The sequence below is a fragment of the Allobosea sp. 01N443 genome (assembly GCF_056399325.1).
In genome coordinates this window covers 1-16719 of sequence record NZ_JBFTRC010000154.1, presented here as the reverse complement: position 1 = coordinate 16719, position 16719 = coordinate 1, and the positions used below count along the sequence as shown (strand labels likewise).

Sequence of the window (16719 nt, the reverse complement as noted above, 5' to 3'; positions counted from 1 at the left end):
GCGTCCGGTTTCAGGTTCCCGTCCGCCAGCGTGGTGAAATAGAGCGGGATCATGCCGACACCATGGCTGTCATGGCCGCTCAGATTGGCGAGCACGAGATGGTGTGCCGTCTCCTGTGCCTGCGCCTCCGTCCAGCCGGCCCTTGTGACCATCTCGCGGACGAGGGCATGGAGCGATTCCGGGCGGTGCAGGCGATAGGTCATGTGTGTTCGAGCCGCTTCTGGTGAGAGTGTCACAGTGCATGCCGCGGCCCGTCATGCAATGTGCGCAATGAAATGGCGCCGTTGCGCCGCAACACCTCGACGTTGCGCTTACCGATCCTTATGTAGAACATGCAATCCTGTTTCATCGGGCCTTGAACCCGATCGAGGAGGGACGAGGATGTTTTCAATTCCGGGCCTGAAGGTGGTGTCGCTGACCGACGCCGCTGCGACGCGTATCCGCGAGATCATGGCGCAATCGGCGCTCGACAATCCGGACGCGCCGGCGCTCGGCCTTCGTGTCGGCGTCAAGAAGGGCGGCTGCGCGGGGATGGAGTACACCTTCGAGGTCGCCCGTGAGGCGCATAAGGGCGACGAGGTCGTCACCGAGAAGGATGCGACCGTGGTCGTCGATGGCAAGGCTGTGCTCTTTCTGCTCGGCACCGAGCTGGATTTCAGGAGCGACCGCTTCTCCTCGACCTTCGTCTTCAACAACCCGAACCAGGTTTCCGCCTGTGGCTGCGGCGAATCGGTCGAGATCAAGCCCCACGCCGAAACGGCGCTTACCGGCTCCTGATCCCCGGATAGCGCGAGTCAGGCCACGCGGCTTGTCGTGTCCAGCGCCTCTTCGGTGATCGTGCGGTTGCGGCCGTCACGCTTGGCCTGCATCAAGGCCTGATCGGCGCGATCGACCAGTGAACCGGCCGTGTCGCCTCGACGATAGACCGAGACTCCCAGCGAGATGGTGATCCGACCGAGGTTTTCGTTGGTCGAGCGCTTGATCAACTCGCGGGTGAGAAGCGCCTGGCGCACCGTCTCGGCACCGAATTTGCCGGCGACGATATCGGCTTCCGGCAGGATGATCGCAAATTCCTCGCCGCCGAAGCGCGAGATCACCGCCTTCTCCTTGAATTTGTCCTTCATGGTGCGGGCGACGAGGCGCAGCACCTGATCGCCGGTCAGATGGCCATGTGCGTCGTTGAAGGTCTTGAAGAAGTCGATATCGGCCATGACCAGCGCAAAGGGCTCGCGCTGCAGCGTCGCCTGGTCGATCGATTTCTGCAGCATCTCCTCGAAGTGGCGGCGATTGGCGAGGCCGGTCAGAGGATCGGTCAGCGCCTCGGCCCGCGTCGTTTCCAGCGCCTCGCGAAGATGGCGGATCTCGTTGGAGCTGTCCTTCAATTGCGACTCGAGCTGGGTCTTGCGCACCACCTCTTCGCGGGTCGACATGACCAGCGCTTCGACCCATTCGCGCAAGCGCTGCCGGTCGGTCATGGGCGGGACTTCGTCCGACATCGCGCTGAGGCGGCCGTGATAGCGCTCGCTCGAATCCAGCGCGCGATCGACCAGCGACATCAGGCTGTCGATCTCGCCGAGAACCTGCAGGCTGGTGCGTTCGGCCTGGCGCGCGAGCCGTTCGGTGCTGATGAAGCGGTCATAGAGGCTGTCGATATCGGCAGCGCCGACCTGACCCTCGCTACCGGTGATGATCGCGTTCATCACCATGCTGAGTGCGGGCATCTCGCCGCTCAGATGTGCGTACCAGACCTCGAAGGCGCGGGGATAGCCGGGAGAGCCATGTTGGCGCATGGCCGCAACGACACGGTCGGGCAGGTCGGACGTGTACTGGGAGGACTGCGTCTGTTCGCTCATCGTCATCGCCCGACCGGAGCCGATCCCGCTGGCCACACCGGCCATCTCGGGCTCGATTGTGAATCGAAGCGGGACATTCTGTCCGTCATGACGGCGGCAATCGCGCCCCGCAGGGTGGCTGCGGGAAGCCCTAGCCACTCACTAAGATTGGAGGAACGGTGTTAAGATACCGTTGATGCTGCGGTGTCAGCCGACCTTGACGGGCCGCAGCAGGAAGGCCGGGACGTGATCGCCCAGGCCCTTGACCTTGGGTTCGCGATCGTCCTCGTCCCGACGCCGATCATGTGGGCGCGAGTGCGCTGGCGCAGGCTGCTCGCTGGCATGGCGAATGCGGGTCTTGGTCGGCCGGTCCTCGCCACGGCGGCGGGTGTCCTGAGGGGCACGATCGGCGACTTCCACGACCGCTGCCTCTTCCGACGGTGCGGCTTCCTCGCGTGGGGTCCGCAGGGGACGCCCGCGACCGCCACGCGGCGAACGCTTGTCGTCGCGGCGGCTGCGACGCTCGTCGCGCGGTTCACCGGGAGGCAGGTCGTTGAGGCCGGGGCCTTCCCAGGCAATCGGCTGGCCGGTGAGCTTCTCGACGGCGGCGACAAGCTTGTCGTCGTGACGGGTGACGATCGTGAAGGCTGCGCCGAGGCGGCCGGCCCGRCCGGTGCGGCCGATGCGGTGGACATAGTCCTCGGCATGGGTCGGAACGTCGAAATTGAAGACGTGGCTGACGGCCGGGATGTCAAGCCCTCGGGCGGCGACGTCGCTCGCCACCAGGATCGGATTCTCGCCGGTACGGAAGGATTCCAGTGCGGCCATGCGGGCATACTGGTCCATGTCGCCATGCAGCGCGACGGCAGGGAAACCATGTTTCAGCAGGGACTTATGGAGCGTCGCGACATCGCGCTTGCGGTTACAGAAGACAATCGCGTTCTGCAGGTCCTTGGCGTCGCGGATCAGCTTGCGCAGCGTGTSGCGCTTCTCATAGTCCTGCGAATTGGAGGCGATCAGGCGCTGCGTGATGGTCGTGGCTGCCGTCGCGGGACGCGAAGCCTCGATGCGCACCGGATTATGCAGGAACTGCTCGCTGATCCGAGTGATTTCCGGCGGCATCGTCGCCGTGAAGAACAGGGTCTGCCTCGTGAAAGGCACAAGCTTGCAGACGCGCTCGATGTCGGGGATGAAGCCCATGTCGAGCATGCGATCCGCTTCGTCGATGACTAGCAATTCGACGCCGGTCAGCAGCAACTTGCCGCGCTCCACGTGATCGAGCAGGCGCCCAGGCGTCGCGATCAGTACGTCAACGCCGCGGGTGATCTTGGCGTCCTGATCGCCGAAGGAGACGCCGCCGATCAGCAGCGCGACCGAGAGCTTCTGGTTGACGCCGTAACGCGAGAAATTCTCCTCGACCTGCGCGGCAAGCTCGCGGGTCGGTTCCAGGATCAGCGTGCGGGGCATCCGCGCCCTGGCCCGGCCATTCTCCAGAATGGTGAGCATCGGCAAGGTGAAGGCGGCGGTCTTGCCCGTGCCCGTCTGCGCAATGCCGAGCACATCGCGGCGCGCGAGCACATGGGGAATGGCCTGAGCCTGGATGGGGGTAGGCGTGGAATAGCCTGCGGATGTGACCGCCGTCAGAACTTTATCGCTGAGGCCGAGTTCGGCAAAAGACATCGAGAGTTGCGCTTCTTCAGGGTCGGTGACACGTGGCGGGACGACCTATCAACCGCGACGGTGGCGCGACTTCTCTTTCCTGCGCGCCTTCGGACCCCTGTCCAATGCAGAAATAACGCGGGAAAGTCAACAAACTAGGCAAGAACGGAAGGTATGATTGCCATGAACGAGCCGCTTGTGCTGATTCCAGGGTTGAGCTGCACCGCGGCGCTCTATGGACCGCAATGGCCGGCGCTTGCCCCAGGGCGGCCGGTCCTCGTCGCCGATCATGCCCGCGACGATAGCCTGGCCGCCATCACAGCTCGGCTGCTGGAGGCGGCCCCGGAGCGGTTTGCGCTCTGCGGTCTGTCGATGGGTGGCTATATCGCCTTGGACATCATGCGCCGGGCGCCGGAGCGCGTGACGCGGCTGGCGCTGCTCGACACCAGCGCGAAGCCGGCGACGCCGGAAACCAACGCGCCGCGTGAGCAGATGATTGCTCTCGCCGAGAAAGGGGCCTTCGACAATGTCACGACTTTGCTCTGGCAAAAGCTCGTGGCGCCGGAACGCCTGACCGACGAGGTACTGCGCCTCGATGTGCGGAAAATGGCAGAAGATATTGGTGCAAAAGGGTTTGTTCGCCAGCAAAGAGCGATCATGGGGCGGCCGGACTCTCGGCCGGGCCTTGCTGCCATCTCGGTGCCGACAATGATTCTGGTTGGCGCGGAGGACCAGATCACGCCTGTCGCGGAAGCCCGAGAGATCGCCGATGGAATCGGGGGCAATGCGCGGCTGCGCACCATTCCCGATTGCGGCCATCTCTCGACACTGGAAGCGCCACAGGCGGTTACAGAAGCGCTGCTGAGCTGGCTGGGCTGACGCTCAGCGCGGAGCGGAGCAGGGGTCGAGCCTTGTTTCGTTTGCGCTCTTGCGGATCGATCCGGTGACGAGCGGATCGATCATCTGGCCCTTGGAGGCTGCGGATGCGACCTGGCTCAGGCGCTCTGTGTCGAGATGCTGCGCCGTCTGGGTGGAAACGAAATTGACGGCGATGACCGAAAGGAAGGCGATCGCCGCGCCAGCCTTGGCAACATCCGCGACCATGCTGCCGCGCTCGTTTTTCAAGAAGAGTTTGATGACCCGCATGGGGCGCTCCGCATCGTTGGGGCGCAATGCCGCCCCTTGATGAGCATTTTGCGCGCGCGCCAGTAAAAGCTTGGTTAGCGAATGCTTGCCGGGGTCGTCAGAATGCCATTCAAGCGTGTCCTGTTTGCTCGAAAGAGTGTCTGCAGCGCCCGCAGCACGGCCATCACGGCCGGACGCTGGCGGGGGACCTCGTGCGAGACGAGAAAGATCTCGTCGGCAGTTTCGTCCGGTGGCGGCGCGAGGCGGATCAGCGCGTCGTCGAAATCGGCCATGAAGCACGGCGCCATCGAAACGGCGCCCGCCGAGCGAATGCTCTCATAGCGCGCGGCTGAATCTCCGACGCGGGCCGCGATCGGGCGCCCATTGGCCCAGTTCAGGATGTGCTCCTCGATACGGGAGGAGACGTCACGGCTGACCGAAATGATGGGCGCCGTCAGAGGATCGACATCGCGGCGCGCATAGAGCGCCTGCACCAGTCGACCGATCTTCTGGCTGAAATAGCCGCTCTCCTGCGGGGGGCGGCGCATCCGGATTGCAATATCGGCATCCCCGCGAGCCAGGTCGAGCCGGTCTCGCGTGCTGATGATGCCGATCTCGACGCCGCCCGCCTGGGCCGAAATCGTCGTCGCATGCATGGTCAGGAACAGGCTGATCGAGGTCGTCGCCGTCACCCGGACAGGCGCATCATCGGCGGAGCGTGCCGCACGCGTCCGGTTGCTGAAGCGCTCCACCGCATTGGCGATGTCACTGGCATCGCCGGCGAGAGTTGCGCCGATCTCGGTGAGAACGAGCCGGTTCGCCATGCGCCTGAACAGCGGCAGGCCGAGCTCTGCCTCGAGACTCTTGAGGCGACGGGCTACCGTTGCCTCGCTCAGCCCGAGCGCGACCGCTGCCACGGCCAGCGTCCCACCGACCGCGACGGAGTGGAAGATCGCGATGTCGTCCCAGTTGGGTGAAACCAGCGCGTGGCGTCGAGGTGGAGAGGAAGCAGGCTGCCCCATGCGATCATCGGCCATGGCTGAGCATGGGGGCCTGTTCTGGCATCGGTATCATCATGCGGCGTGTTCGGGGGCGGGCGATTGCGGTTGGGCATGTCGGCAAGATGCCGCCGGGACACCTGGCTGACAGCCCGCCGACTTTGACGGTCTCACCGACAAAAATGCGAGGGTAGCGCGTGCCCGAATATCCTGGCCGCGCCCCCGGCCTCACAGGTCGATCAGTTCGCCGGCGAAGGCCGCGCGTTCCTGGATGAAGGTGAAGCGGGCTTCCGGCTTGTTGCCCATCAGCCGCTCGACGGTGTCGGAGGTCTCGTCCCGCGCCTCATGCTCGACCATGACCTTGAGCAGGATGCGCTTGGCCGGGTCCATCGTGGTTTCCTTGAGCTGCGCCGGCATCATCTCGCCCAGACCTTTGAATCGGCTGATCTCCGGCTTCTTGCCCTTGAACACGGTCGCGATCAGCTCGTCCTTATGGGCGTCGTTGCGGGCATAGACGCTCTTGCCGCCATGCTGGAGCCGATAGAGCGGCGGCACGGCAAGGTAGAGATGGCCCTTCTCGATCAGGCGCGGCGTCTGGCGCCAGAAGAAGGTGACGAGCAGCGAAGCGATATGGGCGCCGTCGACATCGGCGTCCGTCATCACGATGACCTTCTCGTAGCGCAGGTCATCCTCGCGGAACTGGCTGCCGATGCCGCAGCCAAGTGCCAGGATCAGGTCGGCAAGCTGCTGGTTCTGGTTCAGCTTCTCGCGGGTCGCGTTGGCAACGTTGAGGATCTTGCCGCGCAGCGGCAGGATCGCCTGTGTCGCGCGGTTGCGCGCCTGTTTGGCTGACCCGCCGGCGGAATCGCCCTCGACGATGAACAGTTCGGAGCCTGCAGCGCCCGCGCTGCTGCAATCGGCTAGCTTTCCGGGTAGCCGAAGCTTGCGCGTCGCGGTCTTGCGCGAAACTTCCTTCTCGAGCCGGCGGCGCTGGCGTTCCTCGGCCCGGTCGACCGACCAGTCGAGCAGCTTCAGTGCCTGCTGCGGCGCGGCGGCGAGCCAGTGATCGAAAGCATCGCGCACTGCGTTCTCGACGATGCGCGCGGCCTCCAGAGTCGCAAGCTTGTCCTTGGTCTGGCCCTGGAACTCAGGCTCGCGGATGAAGACCGACAGCATTGCGGCACAGGTCGCCATGACGTCGTCGGAGGTCACTTGCGCCATGCGCTTCGACTGGCCGATACGCTCGGCATGGTCACGCAGGCCGCGCAGCAGCGCGACGCGCAAGCCCTGCTCATGCGTGCCGCCTTCGGGCGTCGGAATGGTGTTGCAGTAGGACGAGCTGAAGCCGTCTTCGCCGGTCGCCAGCCACGCCACGGCCCATTCCAGCGAGCCGTGGCCGCCATCCCGTGTGATCTTGCCGGAGAAGATCGGCTCGGCGACCAGATCCTTGCCCTCGATCTCGCGGCCGAGATAGTCGCGCAGGCCTCCGGGAAAGCGGAAGACGGCCTCCGCCGCGACGTCACCCTCCGGCTTCAGCAGCGCCGGAGCGCAGCGCCAGCGGATCTCCACGCCACCGAAAAGATAGGCCTTCGAGCGTGCCATCCGGAACAGGCGGGCAGGGGAGAAATGGGCCCCCTCGCCAAAGATCTGCGCGTCGGGATGAAAACGCACCTTCGTGCCGCGCCGGTTGGCGACGCGTCCGACGGTTTCCAACGGCCCCTGCGGGGCCCCGCGCGAAAAGACCTGACGATAAAGCATCTGGCCGCGCGCGACTTCGACCTCGAGCCGGTCGGACAGGGCATTGACGACGGAAACGCCGACGCCATGCAGGCCGCCCGAGGTCTCATAGGCCTTGGAGTCGAATTTTCCGCCGGCATGCAGCGTTGTCATGATGACTTCGAGCGCCGACTTGTCCGGGAATTTCGGATGCGGATCGATCGGGATCCCGCGCCCGTTGTCGGTGACGGCCAGCGAACCGTCCTCGAAGAATTCGACGTCGATGAAGGTTGCGTGGCCGGCGACCGCCTCGTCCATCGCGTTGTCGATCACCTCGGCGAAGAGATGATGCAGCGCGCGTTCGTCGGTGCMGCCGATATACATGCCTGGCCGTCGGCGCACCGGCTCGAGCCCCTCGAGGACTTCGATGGCGGACGCGGTATAGCCGGCCTCGGACAAGGTGCCGTTGCGCGGGACGGAAGGTGAGGCCGATTGCTGCGAAGGCTTGCTCGGGGCGGCCGCATCACGCTTGACCGGCGATGGCTCGGGCGCCCGCTGCGGCTGCTCGCCGCTGCCCTCACCGAAAAGATCGCCATTCTCCGTCATTTCGTTCGCCGATCACCTGATTCGCAGCGCTGATAGAATAGCGCATCCGGGACGTCGCCAGGGCCGGCACTCAAGCCAGCCGCAACGATTGTTCCCCAGACATATAACGAACATCRCYCCGAACAAGCAGGAGAATCGTCGCTCCACCCCTTGCTGTGCACCGAACCCTCAGCCGAGCGAGCGTCGCAGCGGTGTCACGCGAGCATGCCATACGGTGTCGCGGCGGATGGTTCATGTCGCATTAACCCGGCGCGAACGAGAGTGGTGGGGTCGAGATTCGCCAGCTTGCGAATGGCTCTGCAGCTGTCGGAAACTTGGGAAATTGGGAGGCTGTCGTGGTCGCGCGTTCGTCGGTTCCAGGGATGAAGATGGCCGGGCTCGAGCGCACCGCGCGCCTTGCCGGTGAATCCTTTGGTTACGAGGATATGGCGCTGCTGACCGGYTCCCGCTCGATCGATGCCGGCCAGGGCCGCAAATTGTGGTGGCTCGCAGCCTCGGTTGCGCTGATCGGCGTCGTGGCGCTCGCCTTGCGCTGAGGCGGACGCCAACCGACAGGCTTAAACGCGGGCGGAGTGCAGCGTCGGTCGCCTGTCAGTCCCGACGATCGGCGATCAGCCGGTCGTAGAAGGCGAGATGCCTCCGCGCCGCCTCATCCCATGAGGCGGAAAGATCGACACCAATCGCGTCCGCCCTGTGAAGCTGGGCGGCGATGATGGCGTCGGCGAATTCTTCAGGTGCCGCATCGACCGGGCAAAGCACTGTCGCTGGACTATCGATCTTGGTCTTCAGGGAGGGCGACAGGTCGAACTCGTCCCGACGCTCGGCTTCGGTCGAGACCAGCGGGATCGCGAGCTGGCTGACGGCTTGGAAGCTGCCGCGGCGCGTGCTGATGCCGTCGGTGAAAGGCAGCAGGAAGACATCAGCCGCCGAAAGCGTTGCCATCAACTCGCCCTCGTCGTCGATGCGGCCGCGAAAGTCGAGCCAGTCGATGATGCCGAGCTCGCGCGCGAGGGCAAAGAAGGCCTCGCGATCCCTGGGCTTGTCCCAAAGGAAGTCACCACAGACTAGGAGCCGCGCCTTGATGCCACGCTCGTGCAGCGCCTTGACGACGCGCAGCAGCATGTCCGGGCGCTTGCTCGCATAGAGCACGCCGAAATAGCCGATGACGATGTCGGCTCGCATCGTGCCGCTGCCCAGTGCTTTCGTCCGCTCCTCGACGACACGTTCCGGATCGATCTGGGCCGGCATGATGTTCGGGCCGATCGGGATGACCGGGGCAGCGAGCTTCCTCCTTGGCCCGACCAGCGGGGTCTTGAGAAAGCTCTCGCGCTGCTGTTGCGAAACGAAGATGAAGCCGTCGGTCGCGAGGATGTCGGGGATGATCGAGAGGTAGCGCAGCCGGTTGAGCGAGGCCCACTCGTGCAAGGTCGCGACGGTATCCCCCTTGCGCGTCCAGAGCCGCGCCAGCATCAGCGCCGAACCTGGCAGGATCGCGTTCCCCCAGCCTTCGACAGGAAGCTGAAAATGTGCAATCCGGTCCTCGCGCAGAGCCCCGGCGATGGCACGGACGAAGGCTGCGGGCTGGTCGGGCTCTATCGTGTGAAGGGTGGCAAAACCGGGACGCTGCGCGTTGATGGCGTTGGCAAGTCGGCGCGCATAGTCCATCACCGCGCAGGTGACGGGTTTGGCCGAGCCGAAGATGATCACGGAGGGCGTGGGAGAGAGACGGGAGCCAGGCATACGCGTCCTGAATTCGAGCACTTGACCGGCGTTAACTTATCCTGGGCGGCGCGCTGCGTGGGCTGAACCTCAGATCAGTGAACCGAAGCTCGCCACAAGATTGCAGCGTCGTATCGGAACCTTGGCAACTTCCTCGAGCCAGCAGGAATAGCCGAATGTCAGTCGGCTCAGCTCCTGAGCAAGCTTGCCCCGGTGATCTCCAGTTTCGCGCAGAGAGTACAGGGTGTCGTAGCCAGCAGCCTTCAGTTCGGCCCATGCTCCCTCGCCCGCGGTGCTATCGTTGCTCTCGAATGCAACGATCGGGCGATGAGATGAGAAGGTTTGCCGTAGGCCCGCAAATACATCTGCCTCGAACCCCTCGACGTCGCATTTGACAAACCCGACCCGCTTCGCACCCGATGCAATTGCCGGCTCTCGTTGAGCTAGGAATGCGTCGCCCCGGCGGACTGGCAGCACAAGGTCTCCCTGCCCAGACGCGAAGCTGCCGCTCCCATCGTTTCCCTGCTCAAGCAAGGAAAACCTCAACTCGGCATCTGCTTGGCCGAGGCCGACTTCATGAACGCGAATGTTGCCCGTTTGCGAAAGCACGACGTTCGTCTTCAACAGCGAGGCGATAGGAGGATTGGGTTCGAACGATATCACTTCCTCGAACGAATCTGCGAAGTTTATGGAATGATTTCCTATATTCGCGCCGATATCCAGGAAGATGCATGAGCCGAGGTTCCTCTCTTTGAAGAGGGCTTTGAGGAACGCGATCTCGCGACGTTCATACACCCCATTTCCAATGATCGAGATGCCGAGATAGTCCGTTGGGATCACCGCAATCCGAGGATGGGGCGGAAGGTGTTTTCTGCTGCTTGGGACGAGCTTCTTGATCAGAAGGTCATGCGCGCGCTGAACGGCATATGTCAGACGCCCTTCCTTGATCGGCAGCATCGCCGCAATCTCCCCTAACGGCATGGATCGCGACGCATAGCCCCAATCCTCTACCGAACGCTTAATGGGCCCGTGCATCGCTGTCCCCGGCCGCACCTACGCTCGGACATCGTGAGTTATGCACGGTGCATTTGACGTGGATAGGAATACTGACCCATATCGTTCTCGTTATGTTCGATATGGAGATATTCGATGCCATCCTACGCCCTGTTCGACGACGCTGTGGTTGCCCGCACCGCCGCAGCGAGTTCCGGCTGGACTACATTCACCGACCTCCAATCCGTATTCGACTACGCCCGCAATCAGGGGAGGCCTCTCTTCTTTCAGCCCGGTGTTTATGACTCGGGCACCGTCACGGTCCTGCCGACGAATGGCGGCGGCAAGCCGTTGCAGGTTCGCGCCATGCCCAGCTCGGTCGTCCTGCGTTTCACAGGAGCGAATACATTCCTTCGGATCGAAGGGCAGAACCAGGTTCGCTTCGAGGGGATTTTCTTCGACGGCCAGAACCGGGCCTTGACAGACTATGTCTCTCAGCGCCCGGCCTTCATCGCAATCGCCGGCAATGCCCAGGACGTCCTGTTCGATAACTGTCAGATCATGAACTCGCCTGGCATTGGAGCCTATATCGCGAGTTCGTCCGGCGCGGTCTTCCGGTCCTGCTATTTCGGCAACCATTCCGTCGGGATCTGGAGCGAGAACGCCCAGATCAAGGCGCTGAACAACACCATTACCGGCATGTTGAACAATGGTATCGCGGTCTGGCGTGACGCGATCACCGGCGACAGCTCGACGATTACGGGCAACTTCATAAACGGCGTCGATACGGTTGGCGGCGGGACTGGGCAAAACGGCAATGGCGTCAGCGTCTTCCGGGCCGTTGGCGTTTCGATCACCGATAACAAGATCTTCAGCGTCAAATTCTCCGCCATCCGCTGCAATGGCGGGGGGCTGCACAACGTCAGCAACAACAATATCTACAACACGCGCGAAGCGGCGATCTTCATCGAGGCGCCGGGTGCCGGAATTGATCTCACGGGTTGCATCGTTTCCAACAACAGCCTCGACACGGTCGGTAGCGGCATTCTCGTCGCCAACTCCGGCCAGTTCTCCGACGGCGTTTCACGCAGCGTCATCGTGGAAGGCAACCGCATCTCCAACGTCACCGACAATCCGATTCCCGATCCCGGCTACTATCCGCCTTCAACGATCGGAAACGGCATCGTCGTCGAGCAGGACTGCGTGGTTTCCGGCAACCTGATTGACGGAGCTGCGCGGGTAGGCATCCAGGCAGGCATCAATACGGCTGCACGCGCGCTGGTGGTTTCCGGGAATTTGGTGCGTAACGCGGCTATCGGTATTGGCGTCTCGAACGAAGCTGTGACGAACAGCGGACGGTCCGTCGTTGTCTCTGGAAACATCGTCAACGGTGCCAGCCTCGGTGGCATCGTGCCGACCGTCTTTACCGGCACCTCCATGAATCGCGTGGGAACGGCCGATTACGGCAATGATCTCGCAACGGCCGTCGGCAGCGTCACCTTCGGGCATAATCGCTACGTCTGAGGGCCCTGTCAGAAAAAAAGCCGGGGCGTTGCCGCCCCGGCGTTTCAGGTGGACCGCGATCTGYCGCGGTCGGGAGGATAGCGGCTGCGCCGGGACGTTCCCGGCGCAGAGCTCTCAGTAGGAGTAGTACATCGCGAACTCGACCGGGTGCGGCGTCATTTCGAAACGCGCCACATCCTGCATCTTGAGCTCGATATAGCTCTCAATGAAGTCGTCGTTGAAGACGCCGCCGGCCTTGAGGAAGGCGTTGTCCTTCTTCAGCGCCTCGAGCGCCTCGCGCAGTGAGCCGCAGACGGTCGGGATCTTCTTCAGCTCGCGCGGCGGCAGGTCGTAGAGATCCTTGTCCATCGCCGGGCCGGGATCGATCTTGTTCACGATGCCGTCGAGGCCGGCCATCAGCAGCGCGGCGAAGGCGAGATAGGGGTTCGCCATCGGATCGGGGAAGCGAACCTCGACGCGCTTGGCCTTCGGCGAAGTCGTCCACGGAATACGGCAGGAGGCCGAACGGTTACGGGCCGAATAGGCCAGCAGCACCGGAGCCTCATAGCCGGGAACGAGACGCTTGTAGGAGTTCGTCGACGGGTTGGTGAAGGCGTTCAGCGCCTTGGCGTGCTTGATGATGCCGCCGATATACCAGAGGCACTCCTGCGACAGGTCGGCATATTTGTTGCCGGCCATGATCGGCTTGCCAGCCTTCCAGATCGACTGGTGGACGTGCATGCCCGAGCCGTTGTCGCCGTAGATCGGCTTCGGCATGAAGGTCGCGGTCTTGCCGTAGCTCTGCGCCACGTTATGGATCGCGTACTTGTAGACCTGCATGGTGTCGGCCATGTGGGTCAGCGTGTCGAACTTCAGGCCGAGCTCATGCTGGGCGGAGGCGACCTCGGGATCGCGGTTATAGGGCTCGCCGGTCGCGGGCTCGAGCACGTCGCAGGTGATCACCATCGTCGCTGCCGAGAAGAACGGGTCCATCACCGCCGTCGTCGGATCAGGCATCAGCAGCATGTCGGACTCGTTGATCGCCTTCCAGCCGGCAATCGACGAGCCGTCGAACATCGTGCCCTCGGCGAAGATGTCCTCATCGATCATGGTGATGTCGAAGGTGACGTGCTGCCACTTGCCGCGCGGGTCGGTGAAGCGGAAGTCGACATACTTGACGTCATTGTCCTTGATCGCCTTGAGGACGTCCTTGGCGCTCTTCATCTCAGCATTCCTCTTGAAAGCAGTTTCTCAACATTCATCGATCCGCGGGTATTCGCCCGGCGGACGCCGATTTCGCGGGTTCGGGAATGAAGCCCTCAGATCGCGTCCGCGCCGGTCTCTCCGGTGCGGATGCGGATCGCCCCCTCCACTGACGATACAAAAATCTTGCCATCGCCGATCCGGCCGGTCTGAGCGGCCTTCTTGATGGCTTCGATCGCGCTCTCGACCATCTCGTCGGCCAGCACGATCTCGATCTTCACCTTCGGCAGGAAGTCGACGACGTATTCGGCGCCGCGATAGAGCTCGGTATGGCCCTTCTGGCGGCCGAATCCCTTGGCTTCGAGCACGGTGATGCCCTGCAGCCCGACTTCCTGCAGTGCCTCCTTCACCTCATCCAGCTTGAAGGGCTTGATGATCGCTTCGATCTTCTTCATGCGCCGACCGGCCTCCCTTGCGCGTGGTTGGAAACGGATATTCGTCCGTTCCTCGATACCGCCTGCCGGTCCAATCGTCGATGCACTGAAAATCGGCCTTTCCCGATGGCTCGGAGGCCGGTTCAGCGTTCCGCCGTGGCAGACGAACACTCGCCGTATGTGCTCATAGCATCGGCGCGTGTGCCTCGCCATGAGGGAGCGTGGCAGGTATCGCCTCATGATGAGGCGATATTCCGCCCATAATTTATGCAGATGATCAATCGATAGCCAAACGAGATCCGCGCGCCCGATCTTGCTATGAGCGTCCGGCTTCCGGATGATCGCGCGATGAGCACAGCAGACGAGATCGCCCTTGCCCTGTTGACCCCAACCGAGATGGCGCGCGCCGACAGGGCTGCGATTGCGGCCGGAACGACGGGGCCCGTCCTGATGGAGCGAGCGGGCAGGGCGGTCGCCGATGCCGTCAGCCGGCGGGCCCGACCCGGACAGGCCATTCTGGTTCTCTGCGGTCCTGGCAACAATGGCGGGGACGGGTTCGTCGCAGCCCGTCTCCTTCGCGAGCGCGGTTTCGGGGTGACGCTTGCCCTGTCGGGTGACCGTGAAGCCTTGAAGGGCGATGCCCTTGCGATGGCGCAGGCCTGGACCGGTGAGGTCATGCCGATTTCCTCTGCCGCTCCCGAGCGGGCAGCCGTCGTGGTCGACGCCCTTTTCGGTGCTGGCCTCGATCGGCCGCTGGCCGGCGACGTCGCCGCCGTGGTGCAGCGTGTCAACGCCTCGGCAGCTGCGGTGATCGCCGTGGATGTCCCCAGCGGCCTTTCGGGGGAGACCGGACGCGCTGATGGAGCGGTCACAAGGGCCGAAGAGACGGTCACGTTCTTTCGCCTCAAGCCGGGGCATCTGCTTTATCCCGGGCGTGGATTATGCGGCGTGGTGACGCTTGCCGATATCGGCATCACGGCGGAGGTGGCATTTGGCAAGGGCGCCCTGGAGGCGCGAACTTTTCGCAACGAACCGCCGCTATGGCGCGCCGAGTGGCCGCACCACGCGGTCGATACCCATAAATACAAGCGCGGCGCGGTGCTCGTTCTGGCGGGCGGGCTTGCAGGGGTTGGCGCGCCCAGACTCGGGGCGCGTGCCGCGCTGCGCATTGGCGCCGGCCTGGTGACGATTGCGTGCCGGCCCGAAGCCCTTGCCGCGCATGCCGCCCGCGGCCCGGATGCGCTGATTCAGCGGGCAGCTGCCTCGGCAGCCGATATAGAAACTCTGCTGGCCGAGAAACGGCTCGGCGCAGTCCTCGCCGGCCCGGCACTCGGGCTTGACGAAACGGCTCGGGAAGCCGTCCTTGCCGCGCAGCGCTCGCGTGTTCCAGCGGTATTCGATGCGGACGCGCTCACCCTGCTGGCAGCGGAAACCACGTCCGTCCCGATCGGCTCGAGGATCAGGCCGAGCGGCGCAGCTTGCGTACTTACGCCGCACGAAGGGGAATTCGAGCGCCTCTTTGCCTCGTCTGCGGACGTGATGGCTGCTCCGTCTAGGCTCGAACGGGCGCGCCGCGCTTCGGCGGCCACCGGTGCGGTCGTCGTCCTGAAGGGGCCGGACAGCGTCATTGCCGAGCCCGGTGGAAGGGCCGCGATCAACATGACCGGCAGCCCGGACTTGGCGACGGCTGGGTCCGGTGATGTCCTTGCCGGCCTCATCGCGGGGCTGTTGGCCCAGGGCATGCCAGCCTTCCAGGCCGCCTGCGCCGCCGTCTGGCTCCATGGCAAGGCCGCGGAACGGTTTGGTCGTGGCTTGATCGCGGATGATCTGCCGGAAGCTGTCCTGCCCGTTCTCTCCGAGCTGCCTGCTCGTCGAGATGGGTAACGTCCATTAGCTGGCGAACAACTTTGGAGATCGCCGGCCCGCTGCTTTGCAGGCCGGGATGTCTGGTGGCCGATTAGCGGCTGGCATAGGTCACGGCCGGTGCCGCCGTGAGTTGTTCCTTCGTCATGCTGATGACGCCATGGTCCGGGTACATMATCGGACCACGCGGAACAGGCGCAGCCGCTGTCGGAGCCGTGGCCGGACCGCTCATGCTGCCGCTTCCTCCTGCGGGGGCAGGGGCAGGGGCCGGAGCGGGAACCACCATCGGCTCTTCGCTCCACGTCACCTGTTCGAAGGGGATCGCAACATCCTTCGATCCGATGCCAAGAAAGCCGCMGACGCCGACGGTCACCATCTCGACCTTGCCTGCCTTGTCGAACAGGACTTCCGTCACATCACCAACCTTCTTCTTGTCGGAGCCGTAGATATCGACACCGATCAGCTTGGACGCACGCCACTTCCCCTGGCCTGCGAGGTTGTTCTCTGGCGGCTTGGGGCGCTCCACGGCGGGGGGCGGAGCCGAAGGAGCTGCCCAGGGGGCGTTCGATGAGGGCGCACTGGTCTGCGAGATCGCGGTCGTCGCAAACATGACAGCTCCGACGGCCGTCAGCGCGATTGAATGCTTGAACATCGCCTCCTCCATTCAGGAACCGCAATTGCGGCTTGAGCGGAAAACGTCGGAATCCGGATTTGGTTCGCCAAAACCCTCCCTTTCGACGCGGGACATTGCCATGCGCTTGACGCATGGGCATGCCTGAAAGAGGGCGTCGGGACGGGGCCTGCAGGGCTGTTGCGCCTTGCTGCGCCCCGCGATCCTGTCATGCTTCTATCGTCGGATTGCTGCCGCCGGGCGAGCGTGTCCGTCGCGAGAGCGGACGGGAGTATGCCATGCCTGCAGCCGAGCCGAGGACGCCCCTGACCATCCATCTGAGCGCTGCCGAACTGACTGCGCTCGATCGCTATCTGCGGAAAATCCAGTCACGTCGATCGCGTGAAGAGGCTGTCGCCGAGATTGTGGCGCGCTGGGCGACGGGGCAGGGGCTGTTG

General features: G+C 63.8%; 16 protein-coding genes. 5 read left to right on the top strand and 11 right to left on the bottom strand.

Annotation, left to right across the window (positions count from 1 at the left end; translation table 11 throughout):
• Window positions 1-203 (bottom strand): Ldh family oxidoreductase (locus tag AC1DRP_RS27320; RefSeq protein ID WP_476770093.1); only part of this gene is annotated, 203 nt, incomplete at its 3' end.
• Window positions 204-381: 178 nt separating this feature from the next.
• Between AC1DRP_RS27320 and AC1DRP_RS27315 the strand changes: the two genes are divergently transcribed.
• Complete coding sequence (locus AC1DRP_RS27315) at window positions 382-777, top strand: HesB/IscA family protein (protein WP_441491781.1); 396 nt, start codon at window positions 382-384, stop codon at window positions 775-777.
• Window positions 778-794: 17 nt separating this feature from the next.
• Here the strand turns inward: AC1DRP_RS27315 and AC1DRP_RS27310 are convergent, their stop codons facing one another.
• Entirely contained in the window at window positions 795-1853 is a 1059-nt protein-coding gene (locus tag AC1DRP_RS27310; protein ID WP_441491780.1) for a GGDEF domain-containing protein, read from the bottom strand.
• A gap of 186 nt (window positions 1854-2039) precedes the next feature.
• Window positions 2040-3512, bottom strand: a complete 1473-nt coding sequence (locus AC1DRP_RS27305) for a DEAD/DEAH box helicase (protein ID WP_476770092.1) — start codon at window positions 3510-3512, stop codon at window positions 2040-2042.
• 162 nt (window positions 3513-3674) lie between these two features.
• Here AC1DRP_RS27305 and AC1DRP_RS27300 point away from each other — a divergent pair, with 162 nt between their 5' ends.
• Window positions 3675-4370: an alpha/beta fold hydrolase gene (locus AC1DRP_RS27300; protein ID WP_441505572.1), complete on the top strand. Its 696-nt coding sequence runs from the start codon at window positions 3675-3677 to the stop codon at window positions 4368-4370.
• A gap of 3 nt (window positions 4371-4373) precedes the next feature.
• Here AC1DRP_RS27300 and AC1DRP_RS27295 read toward each other — a convergent pair whose 3' ends face one another.
• From AC1DRP_RS27295 to parE, 3 genes are all read right to left on the bottom strand, one after another.
• Window positions 4374-4637, bottom strand: a complete 264-nt coding sequence (locus AC1DRP_RS27295) for a hypothetical protein (protein WP_113518715.1) — start codon at window positions 4635-4637, stop codon at window positions 4374-4376.
• Window positions 4638-4711: 74 nt separating this feature from the next.
• Window positions 4712-5638, bottom strand: a complete 927-nt coding sequence (locus tag AC1DRP_RS27290; RefSeq protein WP_441491776.1) for a LysR family transcriptional regulator — start codon at window positions 5636-5638, stop codon at window positions 4712-4714.
• A gap of 204 nt (window positions 5639-5842) precedes the next feature.
• On the bottom strand, window positions 5843-7936 hold the full coding sequence (parE, locus tag AC1DRP_RS27285; protein ID WP_476770091.1) for a DNA topoisomerase IV subunit B: 2094 nt from the start codon (window positions 7934-7936) through the stop codon (window positions 5843-5845).
• Window positions 7937-8271: 335 nt separating this feature from the next.
• On the opposite strand from parE, the gene AC1DRP_RS27280 reads away from it, so the two are divergent.
• Entirely contained in the window at window positions 8272-8472 is a 201-nt protein-coding gene (locus AC1DRP_RS27280) for a hypothetical protein (protein WP_162768477.1), read from the top strand.
• Between the two features lie 55 nt (window positions 8473-8527).
• Here the strand turns inward: AC1DRP_RS27280 and AC1DRP_RS27275 are convergent, their stop codons facing one another.
• Both AC1DRP_RS27275 and AC1DRP_RS27270 read right to left on the bottom strand, forming a co-directional pair.
• Entirely contained in the window at window positions 8528-9676 is a 1149-nt protein-coding gene (locus AC1DRP_RS27275) for a glycosyltransferase (protein ID WP_476770090.1), read from the bottom strand.
• A gap of 69 nt (window positions 9677-9745) precedes the next feature.
• Window positions 9746-10612: an FkbM family methyltransferase gene (locus AC1DRP_RS27270; protein WP_441505575.1), complete on the bottom strand. Its 867-nt coding sequence runs from the start codon at window positions 10610-10612 to the stop codon at window positions 9746-9748.
• A gap of 192 nt (window positions 10613-10804) precedes the next feature.
• On the opposite strand from AC1DRP_RS27270, the gene AC1DRP_RS27265 reads away from it, so the two are divergent.
• Window positions 10805-12172, top strand: coding sequence for a TIGR03808 family TAT-translocated repetitive protein (locus tag AC1DRP_RS27265; RefSeq protein WP_476770089.1), 1368 nt, complete (start codon window positions 10805-10807; stop codon window positions 12170-12172).
• Between the two features lie 114 nt (window positions 12173-12286).
• On the opposite strand, the gene AC1DRP_RS27260 is transcribed toward AC1DRP_RS27265, so the two are convergent.
• The gene (locus AC1DRP_RS27260; RefSeq protein WP_476770088.1) at window positions 12287-13375 is read right to left on the bottom strand and encodes a glutamine synthetase beta-grasp domain-containing protein; all 1089 of its coding nucleotides are present in this window, start codon (window positions 13373-13375) and stop codon (window positions 12287-12289) included.
• A gap of 95 nt (window positions 13376-13470) precedes the next feature.
• Window positions 13471-13809, bottom strand: coding sequence for a P-II family nitrogen regulator (locus AC1DRP_RS27255; RefSeq protein ID WP_113518708.1), 339 nt, complete (start codon window positions 13807-13809; stop codon window positions 13471-13473).
• Window positions 13810-14136: 327 nt separating this feature from the next.
• Between AC1DRP_RS27255 and AC1DRP_RS27250 the strand changes: the two genes are divergently transcribed.
• Window positions 14137-15672 (top strand): NAD(P)H-hydrate dehydratase, encoded by a 1536-nt coding sequence (locus AC1DRP_RS27250; RefSeq protein WP_476770087.1) that lies wholly within the window; start codon window positions 14137-14139, stop codon window positions 15670-15672.
• A 73-nt stretch (window positions 15673-15745) separates the two neighbouring features.
• Here AC1DRP_RS27250 and AC1DRP_RS27245 read toward each other — a convergent pair whose 3' ends face one another.
• Window positions 15746-16303, bottom strand: a complete 558-nt coding sequence (locus AC1DRP_RS27245; protein WP_476770086.1) for a PRC-barrel domain-containing protein — start codon at window positions 16301-16303, stop codon at window positions 15746-15748.
• Window positions 16304-16719 lie beyond the last annotated feature (416 nt).